This window comes from Sphingomonas sp. SphC10 (assembly GCF_057004845.1).
The window spans coordinates 258,603-281,029 of sequence record NZ_CM168044.1 but is presented as its reverse complement, the minus strand read 5'-3'; the positions used below and the strand labels follow the sequence as shown (position 1 = coordinate 281,029).

Sequence of the window (22,427 nt, the reverse complement as noted above, 5' to 3'; positions counted from 1 at the left end):
GTCGACCGACGACCGACTAGAAGCTGTAGGCGAGCCCCAGCGCCCCCAGCCATTGACCGCGAGACCCCGCCTCCGCGACGATCGGGCTGTTGCCGATACTGCCCGTCATCCTTCCGAAGGTGCCGAGCGCGACGAGTTGGACGCCGTGCAGAAGATTGCCGCGCACCGTGCGCACGCCGATCAGGCCGATGGTCCAGTTCTTCAGCCCTCCTCTTGCATCATAGGCGGCGAGGCCGCTTCGGCTGCTGGCGGCGGGTGAGACGCTGTAATAGGTCCGCGCATAGCGATCTTCGGCAATGTCGGCCGATGCGGTGATCGCCACCGCCGCATGGAGCGATAGCGGCGTAAAATAGGTGACGCCAGGCTGCCAAAGCCCTGCGTCATGCACGCCGGTGACATCATGCCGATAAGAGACCGTGATGGTCAGCCTGTCATAGGGGCTGGTCAGCACGCCCGTCTTCTGAACACCGACATAGCCGCCCAGTTCGACCGCGAGGCCCAAGGCCCCCAGCGCCCGGACGCGGGGATCGTGGGTGCCGCCGACGGTGGCGCGGTTGAAATTGATCAGGGCGACTGGCCCCGTCTGCACTTCCCAGACCGGCCCCGATCGGTCGCGGAGCAGGTTGAGGCTGGCCTGGTTACCGGCAACGACGAAGCTGTGACCCTCGACCGATCCGATCGCGGCAGGCGCGACGACCGGGCTGTAATGGTTCGCGCCCTCATAATCGGGAACGACCGCCAGCCCCGCACCGACCGCGACGATGTCACGGTCGAGAGGATCGGTATCCTGGTGGGACTGGGCCATGGCGTGCGCGGGAAACAGGCTCGCGACCGACCATGCCATGGCGGCGGCCATATGGCGTTTCAACATAGGATCGTCCTTTTCGATCAGCCGCCCAGGGCGACGTATAGCTGGATACGGGCCAGCGCGCCCGCGATGGTCTGGCGCAGAAGCGCCCGTTCGGCGGCGACCTGCGCGGCCTGTGCCTCGATCAGCGGAGTCGCGGCGATATCGCCGCGCCGATACCGGGCATCGATCGCCGTTACCGTCTGCATCCGGGCAAGACTGCCCGCCTTTGCCAGGGCGCGCCGTCGGTCGAGCGCACGGATATTGGTCAGCGCATCGTCCACCTCGCGCCAGGCGTCCCGCACCGTCTTTTGATAGGCGAGCGCGGCGCTCCGCTCTTCCGAGCGGCGAAGCGACAATTGGCGTTGCAGTCGCCCACCCGCAAAGATCGGAATGGACAGCACCGGACCGGCACTGGTGGTGCGTGCATCCCAACCGAAATCGGCCAGGTTCAGGACGTCGATGCCAAACAGGCCGGACAGGTTGAGGCTGGGATAGAAGTCCGCCTGCCCCGCCCCGATCGCCGCGGTGGCGGCATGAAGCGCGGCTTCGGCGGCCAGAATATCCGGGCGTCGCCGGGCGAGATCGCTGGGCAGACCCGGCGCGGGTTCGGCCAGTAAAGGCATGGCGGGTCGCTCGGCGGCCTCGATCGGCGGCGCATCGGGATTGCCGCCGACCAGCACCGCCAGCGCACGAGCGGCATTGGCGATATCGGCGTCGAGCATAAGCAGCGCATCCTGTCGCGCCCGCTGCTCCTGTTCCACCGCGCGGACATCGATGCCTGTGGCCAGCCCGCGCGCCTGGAGCGCGGCGGCGATGGCGAGCGTGCGTTGGCCGAGGGCCTGGTCCCGAAGGGCAAGGCGACGTTCCTCGACCAGCCCGCGCCATTGCCAATAGGTCTGTGCGACCGCCGCCTCGACCGATAAGCGCGCGCCCCGCATGGCGGCCTCCGCCTGCGCGATCCCGGCGGTGGCCGCCTCGGTCTCGCGCCGGTTCTTGCCCCACAGGTCGATCGCCCAGCTCATGCTGATGTCGCTCTGGTAGAGATCGAAGGCATAGGCCTTGGGAATGGCGGCGTCGGCGGCCTCCGGTGACTGGCCCAACAGGGGCGCAAGCACGCCGGCCAGCCCGGCGGTACCGATGCGGTTGCGGCTATAGCCGAGCTGCCCGCCGACCTGCGGCAGGCTGTCGGCGTGCCTGGCGTCGCGGGCGATCCGGGCCGCGACCAGCCGCTCCTCGGCGATATGCAGATCGAGATTGGCCGCCAGCGCCTGGGCTTCCAGCCGGTCGAGCACCGGATCGCCGAAGCCGCGCCACCAGTCCTGGTTCGGTGGAGCCGACGCCTGGACACTGCCCTGCCACCGTGCAGGCAGGTCGGCGACGGGCGGATGGAAATCCGGACCGACCGTACAGCCGCCCAGCAGCAACGCCAGCAAGCCCGCACCGACGATATGACGATCAATCATGCGCGGTCTCCTTGGCGGCGTCCTCGCGCCCGAACAGCAACAGATAGAAGGCGGGCAGTGCGACCAGCGTCAGGATCGTCGCGCCGATCAGGCCGCCGATCATCACGATCGCCATCGGTCCCCAGAAGATGTTGAAGCACAGGGGGATGAAGGCGAGCACGGCGGCCAATGCGGTCAACACCACCGGGCGGGCACGGCCGACCGTCGCTTCCGTGACGGCGGCGCGTACCGCCATCCCCTCGGCCCGGTGCGCCTCGACTTGGTCGACGAGGATGATGGTGTTGCGCATGATCATCCCCGCCAGCGCGATCAGCCCCAACAGCGCGACGAAACCGAACGGCGCGCCGGTCAGCAGCAGCGCCGTCACCGCGCCGATGACACCCAGCGGCGCGGTTGCCAGCACGAGCAATGTTCGGGACAGGCTCTGCAACTGGATCATCAGCAGCACGAGCATGATCCCGATCGTCACCGGCAACAGGTGATAGATCGCCCGGTTGGCATCGGCCGACAATTCGCCATCGCCGCCATCCTCCACGCCATATCCGGGCGGCAGCGCGGCGCGGATCGCATCGATGCGGGGCGCGGCAGCATCGACGATCTCGGACGCCTGGACGTCGCCGATCATGTCGGCCTGCACCGTCATGGTCCGTGCGGCATTGCGCGTCCAGACGATCGGCTGCTCGGTAGCTGGCGACAAAGTGGCCACCTCGCCCAGCGGCACCATGCCGTGTGACGTCGAGACGGGCATGTCGATCAGGCCGCCCAGATCGTGGCGATCCTCGGCCCGCCCGCGCACGACGATGCCGATCTGCTTCGTCCCGCGCAGGACCGTGCCACCGGGCGCACCCGACAGAGTGGCGGCCAGATCGCTCGCCACCTGTGCCCGGTCCACCCCCAGGGCCGCCGCCCGCGCCGGATCGATCCGGTAGCGCGCGACGGGCGCGGCGATACCCCAGTTGATCTGCACCGCCGTCGTCGCTGGAATGCCGCGCAGCACGGCGGCGATCCGCTCCGCGATCGCGCGCAGGCGCGCCGGATCCTTCCCCGTCACCCGATATTGCACCGGCGAGCCCAGGCTAGGCCCCAGCGACAGGCGACGCACATGCAGGCTGGCGCCCGGAATGCCGGACATGTGCTCCAGCTTTTCGATCAGGGCGTCACGCGCCGCCAGATCGCGGGTCACCAGCATCACCGTCGCGGTCGCCGAATTGGGCAAGGCCGGACCATAGGGCAGGTAGAAGCGCGGCGCGCCGCGACCGACGAAACTGTCCATGCTGCGGATGCGCGGATCGCCGTGCAGCAGCCGTTCGAGCCGCTTCGCTGCGGCTGCGGTCGCCTCGATCGAGCTGCCCGGTCGCATGGCGAGGTCGACCATCACCTCGGGCCGGTCGGAATAGGGAAAGAATTGCTGCCGCACGAGGGTGGCGCCCAGCAGGCCCGCCGCCAGCAGCGTGATCGTGATGCCGACGACCAGCCAGGCGCGGCCCAGCGCCCAGTCGATGGCGGTGCGAAGCTGCCGGTAGAGCCGGGACGGCCCGGCGTCATGGCCATGGCTCCGCGCCATGTCCGGCAACAGCTTGACGCCCAGGAACGGGGTGAAGACCACCGCGACGATCCAGCTGACCAACAGCGCCGATCCCGTCACCCAGAAAATCCCGCCCGCATATTCGCTGGTCGTCGACTGGGCGAGACCGACCGGCAGGAACCCGACGACGGTAATCAACGTGCCGGTCAGCATGGGAAATGCGGTGTGCGTCCAGGCATAGGCCGCGGCCTCATGCCGGTCGACGCCCTGCTCCATCTGGACCACCATCGCCTCGACGCTGATGATCGCATCGTCGACCAGCAAGCCCAGCGACAGGATCAGCGCACCGAGCGAGATCCGCTCCAGCCCGATCCCCGCGACCCCCATATACAGCGCGACGATGGCCAGGGTCAGCGGCACCGACAGCGCGACGACGATCCCGGTCCGCCAGCCGAGCGTGACGAAGGCTACGACGAGCACCACGGTCAATGCGCAGAAGAACTTGACGAGGAAGGTGTTCACCGCCTCGCGGATGTTGGCGCTCTGATCCTCGATCTGGGTCAGACGCGCACCGGCGGGCAATGTGCGCCGCACCTGGTCGGCCGCCGCGCGGATCGCCTTGCCGAAGCCCAGCCCGTCCGCGCCCGGCCGCATCGACACCGCGAGGATGACCGCCGACCGGCCGTCATGCCGCACCACCGCCTCGGGCGGATCGGCATAACCACGCGCGACCGTCGCCACGTCGCCCAGTCGGACCACACCCGCCGACGTGGGGATCGACGCGCCTTCCAGATCGCGAACCTCATCGACCTCGCCGTCCAGCCGGATCGGTGTCTGCATCGCGGCCTGTACCCCACCCGCCGGACCGATGGCCTGACGCTGTGCCAATGCCTGGGCGAGACGACCGGCCGACAGGCCCATGCCGGCCAACCGCCGGGGATCGACATCGACGAACAGGCGCTGGGGCAGTTCGCCGATGATCTCGGCCTTGCCCGCGCCGGGCACGCGCAACATCGCATCGCGCGCCTGCTCCGCCAACTGGACCAGCCGGGCATTGTCCGCGCCGGTCAGGGCGAAGACGTAACCATAGACATCGGCATTGTCCTCGCTCGCCGCCAGCGACGCACCGCTAGGCAGCGCGGGCGCGATGTCCGTCAGCTTGCGCCGGACCTGCTGCCACACATCCTTGACCTCACCGGGGGGCGCGGCATCCTTCAGTTCGACGGTGATGACGCAGGCGCCTTCCAGGCAATAGGTCTGGAGATAGTCTAGATGGTCGATGCCGCGCAGCGTGCGTTCGACCGGATCGGCGATCTGGGCCTGCATCTGCGCCGGACTGGCCCCGTCCCAACGAGCGGAGACGATCATCTCCTTCAGGGTGAAGCCGGGATCCTCGTTGCGACCCAGCGCCAGGAACTGCGCCGCCCCCGCGACGAAAAGCAGCGCGATCAGGAAACCGACCAGCGCGGGGTGACGGATGGCCCATCGGGACAGGTTGAAGCGGTCCATGGATCAATGGAATCCCGGCTCGATACCGGCATCGACGACACTCTGCCCATCGACCAGCGTGTCGGCGGCGGTGGCGACGATCGACTGGCCGTCGCGCAAACCCGTGACCAGCGCATCCTGCCCGAGCCATGTAGCGATCCGCACCGGCTGGCGCCGGATGCGGCTGTCGGCCTGAAGCGTCCAGACATAAGGTCGGTCGCCCCGTTCGGCGATGGCGGACAGGGGAACGCGGATGGGCTGGTCCGGCATGGCCGTGCGCAGCATGAGCGTGACCATGCTGTTATAGGGCGGCGATGATCCCGTTCCGTTCAAAACGAAACGGGCATTGCGCAGATGCGAGGCTGGGTCCCCTTCCGGCGAGACGAGGCGCAGACGGGCGGTGAGCGCCGTGCCCCGGTCGGACATACGAACATCGGCCAGCATGCCCGACGGCAGGGAAAGAGCGGCGGGTGCGTGGATTTCGACCTCGGGCGGGCCGCTCGCCAGCTTCAGCACGGGGCCACCCGCATCGATGACGCTGCCCGGTTCGGCCAGCCTTGCGGTGACGATCCCGTCCTGCGGCGCGACCAGCACGGCGTCGGACAGCATGTCGCGACTGCGCCGGACCGCAGCGGCGGCGGCGGCGACCTTGGCCTCGGCGGCACGGGCCGTCAGGGCCCGCTGGCGGACCTCGGCACTCGACAACGCGCCGACCCCATCCAGCCCGCGCGAACGGTCAGCCGCATCTTGCGCCGCCCGTGCATCGGCCGTTGCGGCGGCCAGCTCGGCCTCGGCCTGTGCCGCCCCGGCATTGGCCTCTGCCTTGCCCAGGCGACCCAGCACCTGTCCGGCGCGCACCGTGTCGCCGACCTGAGCGGTCAGTGTCAGCAAACGTCCGGGCCGTTTGAACGCCAGCATCGTCTCGCGATAGGGACGCACGACGCCGCTGAACTGGCGGAGCGTGCCGCCTGCGGCGTGGACGGGGACGATATCGACGATCGCCACGTTGCGATCGGGCTGACGCGGCGGCGGCGACGAGCAGGCGGTCAGGGTCATGCCCAGCGCGCACACGGGCGACAGGATAGCAAAGAGGTGACGGCGGCGAGGAAACGGCATGACGGCCCCCAAAAATCGGAATGGGCGCGCCATGGGGGGGGATGCGCCCCGCGCCTCCCCTATTTCCGATTTCGACCGATCGATTTCGGAATCGATCAGTCCATGGGGGACGAAATCTCCAGATGGCGGCGGCGATAGGCGCTGGGCGTCTCGCCCTGCCGCGCCTTGAAGCTACGGTTGAAGACCGCCAGGCTGCCGAAGCCCGCATCCATCGCGATGGTCAGGATCGGCACCTGGGCCTGTTCGGGATCGGCGAGCGCGGCGCAGACCTCGGCCACGCGCAGGCCGTTCAGATAGTCGCTGATATTGCGATGCCCGAAGCGGCCGTTGACCAGCCGACGCACACGATATTCCGGCACGCCCAGCCGCATGGCGATCGCACCGATGGTCAGCTCCGGGTCGCGATACAGGCGCTCCTGCGTCATCGCCACGTCCAGGGCGCTGGCAAGCGGCTCGTCCGCATCGGGCACCGGGGCGGGATCGACGACCGCCGCCGGGGACGGTACGCCGTTGGGCGGGGCGGATGCGAACATCTCCCGATGCCTCAGCCCGAACAGCAGCAACGCCAGGCCGAATGTCCCCATCAACATGCCGATCGTGCCGACGATACCGGCCAGCACAAAGCCGCCAAAGGCCCGCCCGACGATCTCCGCGCCGATCGTCCAGAGCACGACGATGGTGACGATGACGACAAAGGCCACCCGCGCCCGTCGCCGCGCCTCGATCAGATCGCTGGCCCGGTTCGACCAGGCATGGCGCAGCGCATCGACGGTAAGCGCGATGCCCGTGGCATAGAGCAGCCCGTCCAGCGCATGAAGCGGCGCATGCGTCCCCCGCTCGCCGCCGATCACGGTCGCGCTCAGGCCAAGATAGCCCATCGCCAGGGCCAGTTCGACAAGCCCCGGCCGGAAATCGTCATCGAACCAGGAGCGGGCGAACAGCCAGAAGAGCGGCAGGCTGGCCGATCCGCCGACCTGTAGCAACGTGGCGAGCCCGGCTCGGTCCTGCACGAAAGGCAGTCCCGCCACCTCCGCCAGCAGTGCGGCAAAGGCCAGGGCCGCGCCATAACGACCAGCACGGCTGGGCGCCTCGCTGAGGAAAAGCGCGATCGCCAGAGCCAGCAAGGTCGCAATGCCACCGTGCAACGAGGCTTCCATGAAGGGCAAGCGGTTCTCTCTTGGCCAGCGGTGATCGAGAGCCGAAAATGCAATCGGCGAGGCTGCTACAAAACCGGAATTCCATGGTGTCAATGGGGGCTGCGCCTGCCAAGCGCAGGGCCAAGCCAACGAGCCTGCCGCCGCTATCTGCGTTCAGCCATTCGGTCCCGGCAACTGGTGGATCGGGTCCACGATGAACCGATCTGGCTCTGGCATCCGGATCCTTGCGATATATTCGCAGGGCGGGCGCCCGCTGAGCGTCTTGGAGCTGGCGATCGGCTCGCAGATCGTGTCGAGGCGCATCTGGCGGGACTAGGCGGTGTGACGATCGCGGGGCTGACGTACCCGCCCCATTCGACATCCCGCCATTTCAACGAAAGGATCGCGCCGTCAGACCGTGGGATCAAATACCGGGCTCCACGGAGCCGATCATCGGCGTCGGTCGAGCGAGAGCGGCTTCGACATGCGATCACCCATGCAACAGGGGCAAACTCGCATCCCACTTGCGCAGGAACAGCGTCGCGCATTCCGCTTCGGACAGATCCTGCCAGTAGGCCTCTCGGCTGACCCCCTCGACGATATCGTGCAATATCCTCGCGACCGTCTCGGCGGACCGTTCGGACTGTTCGTCGGAGAGGACCGCCGTGACGTATCGCCGGTAGAAGGCGAAGTGCTTGTCGCGCCAGGAGCCGAGCCAATGGCGCACGGCGGTGTCCTCCAGCGCCTCCGCCATGAGGATCGTCATGCTCCGTTCGCGTACCCCGCCGTCCGGCTCGCACATGCGGCGGGACAGTTCCCTCAGGGCGAGGAAGGCGTCGTCGGGCAGGTCGCGGGTCAGGTTGGAATGGACCCTGGCCATCACCCGGTCCATCACGTCCATCAGGAGCTGGATCTTGCTCGACCAGCGGCGATAGACGGCCTGCTTGCTGACGCCGACCGACTGGGCGATCTGCTCGATCGAGATATCCAGCCCCTGTTCGACAAAGGCCGTGATCGCGGCCTCGACGACCAGATTGCCGATCTCCGCCGCCCGTTCGAGACTGGGGCGGCCGCGCGAGGCGACCGGCATGGCCGGGCCGCCATGGCGCGCGGACAAGGTGTCGGCATCGCCCATATCGCCTAGTTCAGCCCACCGCCCAACGAGCGATACAGCTCGACCATGTTGCTCTCGCGGTTGAGGCGGGTGGTCACCAGCAACTGCTGCGCCGAATAGGCGGTGCGTTGAGAATCCAGCGTCGTCAGGAAGGATTCGACGCCCGTCCGATACCGCGCGTCGGAAATCTTCAGGGCGACGTTCGCCGCCTCGACGCGGGCCGTCTGCGCCGCGATCTGCTCGTCGATGGTGCCGCGCTGGGCCAAAGCGTCGGCAACTTCGCGGAACGCCGTCTGGACGGTCTTTTCATAGGTCGAGACGGCCGCCTGCTGCTGCGCGCGCGCGGCGTCCAGATTGCCCCGGATCCGCCCACCGTCGAACAGCGGCAGCGAGACCGACGGCGCGCCGGTATAGGTGAAGCTGCCGCCCGCGAAGAGGCCGCTCAGCGCGGTGCTGATCGTCCCCAGGGTCGCGGTCAGCGAGATACGCGGGAACATCGCCGCGCGCGCTGCGCCGATATTGGCGTTCTGCGCGATCAGCTGATGCTCGGCCTGCAACACGTCGGGGCGGCGCAGCAGGATGTCGGAGGACAGGCCGGTGGGCAGCAAAGGCAAGGCCGCATTCCCGTCACCCAGACCCTGCGGCAACAGATCGCTCTGCACCGGCGCGCCGACCAGCAGGTCGAGCGCGTTCTTGTCCTGCGCCACCCGCGTCTTCAGCACGGCGATGTCGTTGCGTGCGCCCTGATAGGTGGTTTCGGCCTGCCGCGCCTCAAGCTCGGAGGCGACGCCGATCCGGAACTGCGCCCGCGTCAGCTCCAGCGATTGCGCGAAGGACTTCAACGACTCCTGCGAGATGCGAAGCTGATCCTGGTCCGAGGCATAGGTCAGCCAGGCCGTCGCGATTTCGGCGATCAGGCTGATCCGGGTTGCGCGCTGGGCTTCCTCGGTCGCGAAATATTGTTCCAGTGCGGCGCGGTTGAGATTGCGGACGCGTCCGAACAGGTCGAGCTCGAACGCCGAGAAACCGACATTGGCCGAATAGAATTCCAGGTTCTGCGAGGAGGAGCCGACACCCGTGCCTAGGCCGGCGCCGGTTCCGCCGGTACCGGTCCCCGCCCCCGCGCCGGTTCCGCCACCCGCCGCTCCACCCAGAGCGCCTGCGGCGCCCTGGATGTTGTTGGTATAGGTGCCCGAGCCCGACAGGTTGGTCGACGGGACCAGATCGGCGCGCTGGACCCGGTATTGCGCGCGCGCCTGAAGCACATTCGCCGCCGCGACGCGCAGGTCGCGATTATTCTCCAGCCCCAACGCGATGGTGCGGCGCAGGCGATCGTCGGTGAAGAAGGACTGCCAGCCGATCCGGGTGACGTCCGGCGCATCCGTCGCGGCAGCGGGATAGATGCCGTCCTGAGGCAAGGTCGCGGGGACCGCGCCCACCGGCCGGACATATTTGGGGGCGAGATTGCACCCGGCGAGCATCGTGGCCGCCAGCAGCGCGAGTGCGGATTTGGAACGGATCATGGATCAAACTCCCTGCGGCACGGACGGCATGTCGGAGTGGCCATCGTCGTGGGGATGCGTATCGCCCTCGGCCTTGCGTTGCTTGCTGCGATCGAACAGCCGCATGACGACGACGAAGAACATCGGCACGAAGAAGATCGCCAGGATCGTCGCCGACAACATGCCGCCCACCACGGCGCGACCGATCGCATTCTGCCCCCCTGCTCCTGCGCCATTGGCGATGGCCAGCGGGAACACGCCGAACACGAAGGCCAGGCTGGTCATCAGGATCGGACGGAGGCGAAGCTTGGCGGCCTCGATCGCTGCATCGAACGCACTCAGCCCCTCGCGCATCTTCTCCTCGGCAAACTCCACGATCAGGATCGCGTTCTTCGCCGACACGCCGATCGTGGTGATCAGGCCGACCTGGAGATAGATGTCGTTGTTCAGCCCGGTCAGCATCGCGGCCAGCAGCGCACCGACCACGCCCAGCGGCACCACCAGCATGACCGAGATCGGCACCGACCAGCTTTCGTACAGCGCGGCGAGACACAGGAAGACGATCAGCAGCGACAACCCATAGAGCGCAGGCGCCTGACCGCCGGACAGCTGCTCCTCATAGCTGAGACCGGTCCAGTCGAGCCGGGTGCCGGGCGGCAGCTTGGCCTGCATCTCCTCCATCGCCTTGATCGCAGCGCCCGACGACACGCCCGGCGCAGCCTGGCCCAGGATTTCCATCGAGGGCTGACCGTTATAGCGAGTGAGCTGCATCGGCCCCTGATGCCAGTCGAACGAGGAGAAGGCGGTGAACGGCGCCATCGTGCCCGTGGCCCCGCGCACATAGAGGTCGCCGATATCCTCGGGCGCCATGCGATAGGCGGCATCGGCCTGGATATAGACGCGCTTCACCCGGCCGCGATCGATGAAGTCGTTCACATAGGAACCACCCCAGGCGGTCGCGATCGTGCTGTTGACGGTCGACAGGTCGAGGCCGAGCGCGCGCGCCTTGTCCTGGTCGACATTGACCTTGAGCTGCGGCGCGTCGTCGAGCGCGTTGGGGCGCACGCCGACCAGCGATTTGTTCTGCGACGCCATGCCGAGCAACATGTTGCGCGCGGCGAGCAGCTTGTCGTGTCCGATGCCGCCTTCGTCGACCAGCTGCATGTCGAAGCCGGTGGCATTGCCCAGTTCCTGGACGGCGGGCGGGATGACCGCGAAGATCAGGCCGTCATTGTAACGGGCGAACGCCCCCATGGCGCGGCCGATGATCGCCTGCGCCTTGTTCTGCGCGCCGGGGCGGTCCTTCCACTCCTTCATCGGGATGAAAGCAATACCGCTATTCTGACCCTGGCCTGCAAAGCTGAAGCCGTTGATCGTGTAGACACCGCGAATGGCATCGCCCGCATCGCTCAGGAAATGATCGCGGACGAGGTCGAGGCCCTTCTGGGTCCGCGCCGTGGTCGCCCCCGGCGGGCCCTGAACCAGTGCGATCATCACGCCCTGATCCTCGTCGGGCAGGAAGCCGCTGGGCAGTCGCATGAACAGGAAGGCCATGCCGACGACGATCAGTGCATAGACGATCAGCGACCGCCCCCAGCGCCGCGCGGTCGAACGGACGCCCTTTTCATAGCGGTCGCGACCACGGTCGAACCGGTCGTTGAACCAGCGGAAGAAACGGGCCAGCGGACCATGGCCTTCAGCCTTGTTCGGATCGTGCGGCTTCAGGATGGTGGCGCATAGCGCGGGCGTCAGGATCAGCGCGACCGCGACCGACAGCACCATCGCCGACACGATGGTGATCGAGAACTGGCGATAGATGACGCCGGTCGACCCGCCGAAGAACGCCATCGGCAGGAACACGGCGGACAGCACCGCCGCGATGCCGATCAGCGCGCCGGTGATCTCGTCCATCGACTTGCGCGCCGCCTCCTTGGGCGACAGATGCTCGGTGGTGATCAGGCGCTCGACATTCTCGACCACGACGATCGCGTCGTCGACCAACAGGCCGATGGCCAGCACCATACCGAACAGGGTCAGCGTGTTGATCGAATAGCCGAACGCCGCGAGCACCGCGAACGTCCCCGTCAGCACCACCGGCACCGCGATCGTCGGGATCAGGGTCGCACGGAAATTCTGCAGGAACAGGAACATGACGAGGAAGACGAGCACGACCGCCTCGACCAGCGTTTCGATCACCTGCTCGATCGACAGCCGCACGAAGGGCGAGGTGTCGTAGGGGAAGATGACCTTGACGTCCGACGGGAAGGTCTTGGCGAGTTCGTTCACCCGTTCCTTGACCGCGACGACGGTATCGAGTGCGTTGGCACCGGGGGCCAGCTTGATGCCGATGCCCGAGGCGGGCTTGCCGTTCCACTGTGCCGAGAAGGCATAGTTTTCGGCCCCGATCGCGACGCGCGCGACATCGCCCAGCCGGACGATCGAACCGTCCGTGTTGCTCTTCAGGCGGATCTGGGCGAACTGCTCAGGGGAAGTCAGACGCGACGAGACCGAGACGGTCGCGTTGAGCATCTGCTCCTTGGGCGCGGGCTGCGCGCCGATCTGGCCCGCCGAGACCTGCGCGTTCTGCGCCGTGACCGCGTTGGTCACGTCCGCCATGGTCAGCGCATAGTTATTGAGCTTGATCGGATCGACCCAGATGCGCATCGCATATTGCGACCCGAAGATCTGGGTATCGCCGACGCCCGTCACGCGTGACAGCGGATCGGAAATCCGCGAGGCGACGATATCGGCCAGATCGTCCGCGTCATGCTTGCCGTTCTCGGAATAAAGGCCGACGAACAGCAGGAAATTCTGCGTCGCCTTGGCGACGATGATGCCCTGGCGCTGAACCTCCTGCGGCAGCAGCGGGGTCGCCGCCTGCAGCTTGTTCTGGACCTGCACCTGCGCGATGTCGGGATCGGTCCCCTGTTCGAAGGTCAACGTGATCGTCACGCTGCCCGCCGAGGACGACGAGGACGAGAAGTAGCGAAGGTGGTCGATCCCCTTCATCTGCTGCTCGATGATCTGGGTGGTGGTGTTCTCCAGCGTCTGGGCGTCAGCGCCCGGATAGTTGGCCGTGATCGAGACCGCGGGCGGCGCAATCGCCGGGAACTGCGCGATGGGCAGCGAGCGCAGGGACAAGAGCCCCGCGATGACGACCATCACCGCCAGCACATAGGCGAAGATCGGACGATCGATGAAATAGCGTGACATGGCCGTTTACTTCGCCTGTGTCTGCGCCGAGCCCTGTTGCGGCTGCGCGGCCGCGGGCTTGGCGTTGGGATTCCACGGCTTGCCCTGCACCGGCATACCCGGGCGCAGCATCATGCCGCCTTCGACGATGATCTTGTCCCCGGCCTTCAACCCGCTGGTGACCAGCCAGTTGTCGCCGACCGACCGCCCGGTCTGGAGCGTGCGCCCCTCGACCTTGTTGCCCGCACCGATCACCATCACGGTCGCCTGGCCCTTTTCGTCGCGGCTGACCGCACGCTGGGGCACCAGGAAGGCATTGGACTGCGTTCCCTCGACCAGCGAGGCGCGGGCGAACATGCCGGGCAGCAGCAGCCCATTGGGATTGGGGAACAATGCGCGGATCACCTGCGATCCGGTGGTCGGGTCGACGGTGACGTCGGCGAAGCGGAGCGTACCCTGCGGACCATAGTCGCTGCCGTCCTCCAGCTTCAGCCGGACCCGGGCATTGCCGTCGCGGGTCAGCTGGCCGCTCATGATCTGGCGCCGCAGCTTCAGCAGTTCGGCGCTCGGCTCTTGGATATCGACATAAATGGGGTCGATGCGCTGAATGGTGGCCAGCGCGTCGGCCTGCGACGCGGACACCAGCGCACCGGTGGTGAACACCGAACGGCCGATCCGGCCGGTGATCGGCGCACGGATGGTGGTGCGAGCCAGATCGATCTGCGCCGAGCGGAGGGCTGCCTGCTGCGCCGCGACGTCGGCACGCGCTTGGGCGGCGCTGGTCTGGGCGTTCTCATACTCCTGGCGGGCGATCGCGTTGATCTTGACCAGTTCGCCATAGCGGCGCGCCAGCGCGGCGCTCGACGCGATGCTCGCCTGCGCACGGGTCAGCGCGGCGCGGGCACTGGCGACCTGAGCTTGGTAGGGTGCCGGATCGATATGATATAGCGGCTGGCCCTGGCGGACCATGTCACCCTCGACGAAGAGCCGCTGGGTGATCAGGCCGTTGACCTGGGGCCGAACATCGGAGGTTTCGAATGCGGTGGTCCTGCCGGGCAATTCGGTCGTGAGGGTGACAGGCTGCTCGCTCGCCACCACATAACTGACCGGCGCCGGTCCCTGCGCCGCCTGCTGCTGCTGTTGCTTGCCACCGGCACCGCAAGCGGCCAGTGCGAGCAAGGCGGCAGATGCCAACACACGACCCATAAGCCGATTGGAAGACATATCATTTCCCGCTTGAAAAATTGTTTGAGAGCGATCACTCACAAACAGCGGAGTTAGGCCCGCCGATCGAGCGCGTCAACTGATTAGAAGAGGCCCCATTGTGACGAATATCGATTGCACTGCCCCCACGCGCGCCGACCTGCGCCGGAACACCATCAAGGAGGTCGCCCGTCGACTGTTCGTCGAAAACGGCTTTCATGCCACGGGGATAGCTGCAATCGCCAAGGAGTCCGGTGTCGCCGTGCAGCAGCTGTACCGCGACTTTCCCTCGAAGGAGGACATCATCGCCGCGATCGTGGCGGCGGACTGCGAACGGATCGCGGACCAGAACACGCTCAACACGGCGCTGACCAACCGCGACCGGGCCGGGATCATCAGCTGGCTGGTCTCGACGCCCTGCCGCAAGGACGAATGCGGCGATCGGCTTTTCCTGGAGATTGCGGCGGAGGCGGCGCGCAACGAGCGGATACGGGCGATCTTCCTCGACGTGCGCGCCCAGGCCTTCGAGAATATCAGTCGCGCCTTCGCCGGATTGATGGGCAGCGACGTGGTGGAGGACGAACACCGCACCTTGGCGCAGGCCTTCATGATCATCTCGCTCGGTTCGGTCTGCGCACGGACGCTTCATCAGGAAGAGGTAAAGCCCGCCAGCGACAAGTTGATCGACTGTCTGATCGAAGGCGCGAAATAGGATCACGCCGATCCGGGTCGTTCTGTCGGGGCGGAAGGCAGGCAGTGAATCCGTCCGTCAGGCCCCGTTGTTGCGAGCATCGCGATCTGATCCAAGTTCTGCGAGTAAGCTGGGGTAAGCGACCTGACTTGGCGACCCGCTGCGCATGTCGGGGCTGATTTCCCTCTTTTCCCGGTTCAAGACCAAGCCCCAAATCGCTCATTTATAGGCATCGAGGGGAACGTCCGCGCGCCGCTCCTATGACTCTGTCCGGTCGACATCGCGTCGCATCATACGGCAGACATTCGCACACCTTCAAACGGCCAAGTTATCCGACGACCAATTGGTGGCGAGTGCGCCGCGCGTCGATTCCTCTGGCGGCAGAATCGTGGCGACGTGGCTCGATCCGGAGATTTCGGGCTACCAGCCTGGCTGCCCAGGGATCAAAAGGTTGCGCGCAGCTGTCGATGCGGGTGAGATCAATCTTATCATATGCCAGTCGCTCGACGAGCTTGGCATCGTGGATAAAGCTTAACGGCGTGCCCCACCACTAATTCAAGGCTGGCTTTCGGAGGCAGGCTTGGGCGAGCGGATCGGTTTGTCGGATGAGGAATTGTCGCTGATCGGGCCGCTGCTACCGGCCGGGTGCGGACGGGTGCGCAGGGACGGCCAATGTCACAATTGTCCCGCCGCCCTGCGCTTCGTCCAACGACAATGTCCCGCCGTGGAGATCAGCAAATGTCTGTACGATACTGAGCCCCAGTCCCACCCCGCCCGTGTCTCGGCTGCGCGACGCGTCACCACGTTCGAACGGGCGCAACAATCGAGCACGGTCGGCGGGTGGTATGCCGGGACCGGCATCGATCACGCGGACGATGGCGGTGTCGCCTTCGTTGGCAACCTCGACCCGGCCGCCACCGGCATAGTCTTCGGCATTACGAACGAGATTTTCGACTGCCCGCCGAAAGGCCGGCTCGACCGCGATCACCGTGATCTCCGGTCCGTCCATCAGGCGCACAGTCGGCAGGTCTGCCACGATCTCCGATACCATCGTCCGGACCTGCACCGGGTGTCGCAAGGCGTTGGCCGCGCGAGCATAATCAAGGACATCGGCGATCATCGCGCCCATGCGGTCGGCGTCTGCGGCCATACGGGCGCGTTGCGGCTCCGGCACTGCTTCGATCCGCAGCTTCAGGCTGGTCAACGGGGTGCGCAGGTCGTGTGCGACAGCGGTTAGCATGCGCATGCGTTCATCGGTTTCGGCGGACAGGCGCGCGCGCAGGTGGAGAATCGCGCGCGCGGCATCCTGCAATTCGCGCGGCCCTTGCGCTTGCGGTGGATCGCGGCCGTCGTCGATGGCTGACGCCAGTGCGCGAAACGGTCGGGTAAGGCGTCGGGCGAACAGCCAGACGAGGGGCGCCAGGACCGCGAGGCTGGCGACGAGCGCGACCAGCACCTTCATCCGCCACCCGCCAAAGGTCGGCGACTGTGGCGCGACGGTCAGCCATCGGCCATCCGCCAGACGCACGCTGGCGGCAAATGCGGGTTGTGGCAACGTGAGCAAGACCTTGCCGATCAGCGAATCCGTCATGCCTCTCGGAACGATCCGCATGGGCAGCACGCCCTGGCGGCGGATGACGACCGGTCCGCTGGGCGGGGTGCCGCCCGGCCACAGCATCTTGCCGACGGCCTCGCCCTTGCCGCGCGCCGTGAAGACGACGACACCGTCACTGCGGGTCGGACGGGCGCTCCGATCGATCCAAACGACCCGCACGTCCGCGATCGGCTGGCCGACCGCCTGCGCCAAAACCCGCCGAAGCAGCGCCGCTGGCGACCCGTTCGGGGGACGCCCGATCGTGCGGGCCAGACCGGCGTTCGTACCCCGCAGCGCCGCGACGGCGTCGGCAACGGTCATACGCATGGCGGGCGGATCGGGCATCAGCAGGACGATGCTGGCGGTGATCGCAACGCTGAGCACGGCGATCGCGACGCTGAACCCACCGATCGCGGTCAGGGCGCTCGCCCGCCGCCAGACGCTGCACATCATGCCGGTCTAACCGCGGGCAGAAAGCGATAGCCCGCCCCGCGAACGGTTTCGATCAGCGGCGTACCGTCACCTTCCGCCAGCTTGCGACGCAACCGGCTGACGGCGATGTCGATCGCCCGATCATAGGACGCAGCGTCCAGTCCCCGCGCGATGTCGAGAAGGGTATCCCGGCTGAGCACCCGTCCGGGGCGCCGCACGAAAGCGGTCAATAGTGCGTGCTCGCCTTCGCTCAGCAGCAACGGGCGCCCGTGCGGATCGCGCAGGCGGCGTTCGTCGGGGCTGAACCACCAGCCGGCGAACACAACCGCATCGCCGTGTACCGCTGGGCGATCCATGCACGGTCGCCGCAGCAACGCCCGGACGCGCGCCAGCAATTCGCGCGGCTCGAACGGCTTGGCCAGATAATCCCATGCCCCGACCTCCAGCCCGACGACGCGATCGGTAACGCCATCGAGCGCACTCAGCATCAGGATCGGCGTGCCGGTCGGAGCCAGACGACGGCACAGCGACAATCCATCCTCCCCCGGCATCATCACGTCGATCACCAGCAGGTCGGCCGGCGCCTCGGCCAGCAAGCGACCACAGGCGACGGCACCACTGGCGGTGCGGACTGCATAGCCATGATCGCCGAGATAATCGGCCAAGGCGTCGCGGATGCTGGTGTCGTCGTCCACCACGACGATACGGTTTCGGGATATGGCAGCGCTGTGCATCGCATCAGTCGATAGCACGGCTTTGTAGCATCTTCGTATCGCGCACCGTCACGAACGCGGCATCGTCCCGCTACCTCGATCTGCTCTCCTGAACCTCGCTTCGATCCGGAGAGCCTTATGATCCCGACCATCCTTCTCGCCATGGCCTTGCCCGCCGTGGCCCCCGTACCGGCGCCGGCGTGCGCATCGAATCAGCCGGCCGATCACGTCGCCGGACGCTGGATCGGTGAATTCGCAGGAGCCGACTGGACGTTCGAACTAACCCGCAATGCGACAGGGTGGTCGGGGCGCTACCAATCGTCGAGAGCGCAGGGCTGGCGGCCGCTTGAGGCGGTGTCGGTGACAGGGGGCTGTGCGGCATTCAGCCTGAAGTCCGAACCCCGAGTGACCTTTGTCGTGACGCTCGATGCTGGCGGCACGACGCTGGCTGGCGATGTAAATATCGCAGGTCTTGCAACCCTGCCCTTCGCGGCGAAGCGGACCTCGTGACGCGATGACGACGATCATCGGCATGGGCATGCTCGCGGCAGCCCAGGTAACGCCCCCCGCTTCTTCCCTGCCCCCGCCGCCTGCCATCCAATTCCGCAGACCGAACGGCCAGCCCCTACCCGAGGACGTCCAGCGGAAACTGCGCGAGCAGTACAGGGACGCACTACCACCGGCGCGACCGACGACCCCGTCTAGCGACATCGTCGTCAACGGGCGGCCACCGCGTGGTTCGGTCATCGGCGATATCAAGCCCGAACGCACACTATCGGCCCTCGACATCCGATCTTATGGCACAGCGACGGTGTCCGAGCTGATCCAGACGCTCGGCGCGCAGGTGTCGAGCGGGCGCAATGACGCATCGGCCGATCCAATCGTCCTGCTGAACGGCCGCCGCGTGTCGAGCTTTGCCGAAATCGCCCGGCTTCCCACCGAAGCGATCGAACGGACCGAGATTCTGCCCGAAGAGGTCGCACTTCAATACGGATATCCGGCCGATCGCAAGGTGGTGAACGTCGTCGCCTTCGAACGCTTCACGTCGCGGATCGTCCAGGGCAGCATCGCCGGGCCGACCGCGGGAGGACAGGCGACGACTGCCGGCGGCGCCGGTTATCTGCGCATCCACGGCGATACGCGCACGATGCTCGATGCCGATGTCAGCCGGTCGAGCGCCCTGCTCGAAAGCGAGCGCGACGTGCGGCAGCCGAGCGTCGGATCACCGCTTGGCGACTATCGCACGCTGTTGCCCGCGACCCACCGCGTCACCCTGAATGCGACCGTCGCGGCCAATCCGCTTGCCGACGTGGCGGCAACGCTGAACGCCCGGGTCGAGACGAGCAAGACCAAGGCACTTGTCGGGCTGGGACCGGATGGCGTGCTGCGCCGCGACGTCGACAGCGCGACACTGCATCTCGGCACGACGATCGCCGGGCGGGTGCACCAGTGGCAATGGACCGCGACCGGCAACCTCGACCGCACTACGAACGACAGCATGACCGACACCGGCGTTCCCGCCACTCCGCAGAACCTTGCACGCTTCGCTACCCTGACGGCCAACACCGACTTGCTGGTCAACGGATCACCCTTCACCCTGCCGGCCGGGGCCGCGTCCCTCAGCCTGCGATCGGGCGTCACGACGCGCGATGTCAGCAGCCGATCCCAACTAGGTACGTCGACGCGGATCGGGTCGCTGGAGCGCGACACCGCCAGCTTCCAGGCCAACATCGACCTGCCGATCGCGGGGGCCGCGACGCCGTCGCCCATGTCGATCGGTGCGCTGTCGGCCAACGCGACCGTCGCTGCGGAACGACTGTCGGACATGGGAACGTTATGGACCCTGGGCTACGGCCTACACTGGACACCCCTGCCTAGGCTATCGCTGCTCGCATCGGTCAGCGACACGCGATCGGCCCCGACGGTCGAACAGCTCGGCGCGCCGCTGATCATCGTGCCCAACGTTCGCACCTTCGATGCGCGCCGTGGGGAGACGGTCGATATCACGCGCAGCTTTGGCAGTAATCCCGGCCTTCGCGCCGACGATCGCCACGTCCTTAGCGCAGGCGCCACCTTCAAGCCGATGGCCAGGACGGATCTGATATTCACTGTCGACTATATCCGCACGCGGATCGACGATCCGATCGCTGCCTTTCCCATCGCGTTGCCGCAGGTGGAGGATGCGTTCCCGGACCGCTTTACCCGCGACACGATGGGTCGCCTGCAGCGTATCGACGCGACGCCGATCAACTTTGCGCGATCGAACCAGCAGCAAATCCGCTGGGGCCTGAGCTTCATGCGGCCGCTCGGCCCGCTACCGCCCGGCCTGCAGAACGCCAACGTCCGCGTATTCCCCAGTCTCGAAGAGGCCAAGCGCCGCCTGCCGCCTGGCGCGCGCCTGGAGACGGTGGAGGCCGGGAGCCCTGCCGCACGACGGGTCGAAAACCTCACGAGCCGGCTGATGCTGTCGCTGCAACACAGCTGGCGGCTGGAGGACAGCGTATCGCTGCGTCCCGGTGGGCCGGTTCTGGACCTGCTCGATGGGGGTGCGCTGGACGCCCGCGGCGGTCGCCCCCGGCACGAGGTGGAGTTCCAGGCCAGCGCCTTCAAGCGCGGTCTGGGCGCACGCATCACCGCCACATGGCAGAGCGGGACATCGATCCGCGGCTCGGGGGCGCCGGCCGGCGATCTGAAATTTGGCGCCCTGGCGACGATCAACCTCGCGCTATTCGCCAACGTCGCCGATCAGCTCGGGCGATCCAAGGCTCCTTCCTGGCTCAAGGGCACGCGCATGACGTTGGGCGTGACGAATATCTTCGACATGCGCCAGAGCGTGCGCGATGGCTTGGGCGGCACGCCTTTGATCTATCAGAATGCCTATCTCAACCCGGTGGGGCGGACGGTCGCATTTGGTTTGCGGAAAATACTGTAGCGTAGCAGGTGGACGAATATCAGCCCTCATCCCGTGTCATACATAGGGCACATTTTCCGACGTTCAGGGCATTCCGCTCTCTTACCAGCATCCGCCATCCGTTAAGGTCGCATTTTTGATCAGCCTGCGCACGAGGTACCACTGACGGGTGGGGTCTTCTTTAGCCTATCGGCCAGGTCGACGCCGTATCACGGGCGAGCGGCATCATACCAGGCGAGTTGGAAAACTGGTGTGTGGCACCCGCCCCGACAGGCAGGTGCCACACCATTGTCAGTACAGGATGCTATTCTGATCCGCCCGCGCACCGGTGCGGCGTGCTTCGGCCAGGGCGTCGCCAGCGCGTTCGGCGATGATGACCTGGTTCACCGCGACCATCTGGTGGGTGTTGCTCCGGTCGTCGCGCGTATCGTTGCCAAAATCGCGAGAGCTATCCAGCCGCGCCTCTAGCGGGGTGCAGCAATGGCCGTCGACCGAGTAATAGCCCGTGCCCGGCTGACCGTTACGGGCATAATGTTCGACCTGCGGCGAGAAACCACCGATCGGGACACCGGCAAAGGCCAGCTGCGTATCCAGCTTCAGCATAGGCCCCTCGAAATACACGCCGCTCAACTCGGAGCCGGAGGTCCTGCCGCCAAACATCTTGTTGCGTAGCTCGAAATAGACGAAGCCCGCCGTGTGGGCATAGTCCATGGCATAGGCACCGACACGCTCGGCGGGCGTACTCTTCTCCTGATGATAATGGTCGGCGATGGTATCCAGGCTACCCGTCCCGATCACCGGCACGAAATACAGGCCGCCAGTCAGCGAATGGACGTAGCTGGGGCTGGTGAGCGTGCTGTTGAACTTCAGGATCGAGCGGTCCTGGATCCCCAACCGCCAGATCATGTCAGCGGTCTTGGAAATGCCGCTCGCTGTCTTGATATCGAAGATATAGACCAAGTTGCGATTCAACTGGTCCACCTTGTGCATCATGGTTTCCAGCGGCAGAAACGCATAGTCGGTGACGGCCCCCAGCGGGTCGCGCAGCTTGAGCTTTTCCAACAGGGCGTCGCGTACCCGGCTAATCTGGGGATTGTTGTGTTCATTCTCCTGAGAGGTGGAATAGGGGTCGAACAGCCGACCATTCAGGCTGTAATTGGTCATCCGGCCGAGCGTGGTGTCGTGGATCGGCCACAGCGTCCCGTCACCGGATTCGCGAACGTCGATCTCGACCGCTTCGACATTTTCGCGGGTCGTTTCTTCAATCGAGCAAATCGAGTTTTCGGGGCAATCCTGGTGGAAATAGCCGCGGTGCTCGGCAATGATGCGCAGGCGTGTATTATCCTTCTTCATCGCCTGGATGACCTTGGCGGGCGAATAATTGGTGGCGGCCATCGCCGCGGACGTCATGGCCGTAGCGGCAAACAGGACGGCAAGCCGGAACTTCGAGAAACGCATCATACATTCCTTCCCTGTTGGACAGTCGGTGCCGGTGCC

The 22,427-nt window shown here is 66.4% G+C and carries 15 protein-coding genes and 1 pseudogene; 3 read left to right on the top strand and 13 right to left on the bottom strand.

Going from position 1 to position 22,427, the window contains the following annotated elements:
• Positions 1 to 16: 16 nt before the first annotated feature.
• The 10 genes and pseudogenes from ACWKSV_RS01230 to ACWKSV_RS01185 form a co-directional block, all read right to left on the bottom strand.
• Positions 17 to 871 (bottom strand): MipA/OmpV family protein, encoded by an 855-nt coding sequence (locus ACWKSV_RS01230; protein ID WP_076715567.1) that lies wholly within the window; start codon positions 869 to 871, stop codon positions 17 to 19.
• A gap of 17 nt (positions 872 to 888) precedes the next feature.
• Positions 889 to 2,313 (bottom strand): efflux transporter outer membrane subunit, encoded by a 1,425-nt coding sequence (locus tag ACWKSV_RS01225; protein ID WP_076715566.1) that lies wholly within the window; start codon positions 2,311 to 2,313, stop codon positions 889 to 891.
• Positions 2,306 to 5,347, bottom strand: a complete 3,042-nt coding sequence (locus ACWKSV_RS01220) for an efflux RND transporter permease subunit (protein WP_191864831.1) — start codon at positions 5,345 to 5,347, stop codon at positions 2,306 to 2,308. Before ACWKSV_RS01220 ends, ACWKSV_RS01225 begins: the two co-directional genes overlap by 8 nt.
• Before the next feature lie 3 nt (positions 5,348 to 5,350).
• Positions 5,351 to 6,442, bottom strand: coding sequence for an efflux RND transporter periplasmic adaptor subunit (locus tag ACWKSV_RS01215; protein WP_483666831.1), 1,092 nt, complete (start codon positions 6,440 to 6,442; stop codon positions 5,351 to 5,353).
• Between the two features lie 95 nt (positions 6,443 to 6,537).
• Positions 6,538 to 7,599: a helix-turn-helix domain-containing protein gene (locus ACWKSV_RS01210; RefSeq protein WP_076715563.1), complete on the bottom strand. Its 1,062-nt coding sequence runs from the start codon at positions 7,597 to 7,599 to the stop codon at positions 6,538 to 6,540.
• Between the two features lie 153 nt (positions 7,600 to 7,752).
• Positions 7,753 to 7,863, bottom strand: a pseudogene (locus ACWKSV_RS01205) (IS481 family transposase); the annotation flags it as partial.
• A 205-nt stretch (positions 7,864 to 8,068) separates the two neighbouring features.
• Positions 8,069 to 8,713 carry a TetR/AcrR family transcriptional regulator gene (locus ACWKSV_RS01200; RefSeq protein ID WP_076715561.1) on the bottom strand — a complete coding sequence of 215 codons (645 nt, stop codon included), beginning with the start codon at positions 8,711 to 8,713 and terminating at the stop codon, positions 8,069 to 8,071.
• A 5-nt stretch (positions 8,714 to 8,718) separates the two neighbouring features.
• On the bottom strand, positions 8,719 to 10,215 hold the full coding sequence (locus tag ACWKSV_RS01195) for an efflux transporter outer membrane subunit (protein WP_191864829.1): 1,497 nt from the start codon (positions 10,213 to 10,215) through the stop codon (positions 8,719 to 8,721).
• Between the two features lie 3 nt (positions 10,216 to 10,218).
• Positions 10,219 to 13,407, bottom strand: a complete 3,189-nt coding sequence (locus ACWKSV_RS01190; protein ID WP_191864828.1) for an efflux RND transporter permease subunit — start codon at positions 13,405 to 13,407, stop codon at positions 10,219 to 10,221.
• Positions 13,408 to 13,413: 6 nt separating this feature from the next.
• Positions 13,414 to 14,610 (bottom strand): efflux RND transporter periplasmic adaptor subunit, encoded by a 1,197-nt coding sequence (locus ACWKSV_RS01185; RefSeq protein ID WP_156884223.1) that lies wholly within the window; start codon positions 14,608 to 14,610, stop codon positions 13,414 to 13,416.
• Between the two features lie 100 nt (positions 14,611 to 14,710).
• Here ACWKSV_RS01185 and ACWKSV_RS01180 point away from each other — a divergent pair, with 100 nt between their 5' ends.
• Positions 14,711 to 15,301 carry a TetR/AcrR family transcriptional regulator gene (locus tag ACWKSV_RS01180; RefSeq protein ID WP_056439816.1) on the top strand — a complete coding sequence of 197 codons (591 nt, stop codon included), beginning with the start codon at positions 14,711 to 14,713 and terminating at the stop codon, positions 15,299 to 15,301.
• Between the two features lie 613 nt (positions 15,302 to 15,914).
• Here ACWKSV_RS01180 and ACWKSV_RS01175 read toward each other — a convergent pair.
• Both ACWKSV_RS01175 and ACWKSV_RS01170 read right to left on the bottom strand, forming a co-directional pair.
• On the bottom strand, positions 15,915 to 17,327 hold the full coding sequence (locus tag ACWKSV_RS01175; protein WP_237243561.1) for a sensor histidine kinase: 1,413 nt from the start codon (positions 17,325 to 17,327) through the stop codon (positions 15,915 to 15,917).
• Entirely contained in the window at positions 17,324 to 18,040 is a 717-nt protein-coding gene (locus tag ACWKSV_RS01170; protein WP_076715555.1) for a response regulator, read from the bottom strand. The genes ACWKSV_RS01175 and ACWKSV_RS01170 overlap by 4 nt, the downstream gene beginning before the upstream one ends.
• Before the next feature lie 117 nt (positions 18,041 to 18,157).
• Here ACWKSV_RS01170 and ACWKSV_RS01165 point away from each other — a divergent pair, with 117 nt between their 5' ends.
• Both ACWKSV_RS01165 and ACWKSV_RS01160 read left to right on the top strand, forming a co-directional pair.
• Positions 18,158 to 18,529, top strand: coding sequence for a hypothetical protein (locus ACWKSV_RS01165; RefSeq protein ID WP_076715554.1), 372 nt, complete (start codon positions 18,158 to 18,160; stop codon positions 18,527 to 18,529).
• Positions 18,530 to 18,533: 4 nt separating this feature from the next.
• Positions 18,534 to 20,951: a TonB-dependent receptor gene (locus tag ACWKSV_RS01160; RefSeq protein WP_191864827.1), complete on the top strand. Its 2,418-nt coding sequence runs from the start codon at positions 18,534 to 18,536 to the stop codon at positions 20,949 to 20,951.
• Positions 20,952 to 21,221: 270 nt separating this feature from the next.
• On the opposite strand, the gene ACWKSV_RS01155 is transcribed toward ACWKSV_RS01160, so the two are convergent.
• A complete protein-coding gene (locus tag ACWKSV_RS01155) occupies positions 21,222 to 22,391 on the bottom strand; it encodes a glycerophosphodiester phosphodiesterase family protein (protein WP_076715551.1) in 1,170 nt (389 codons plus the stop codon).
• Positions 22,392 to 22,427: the final 36 nt, after the last annotated feature.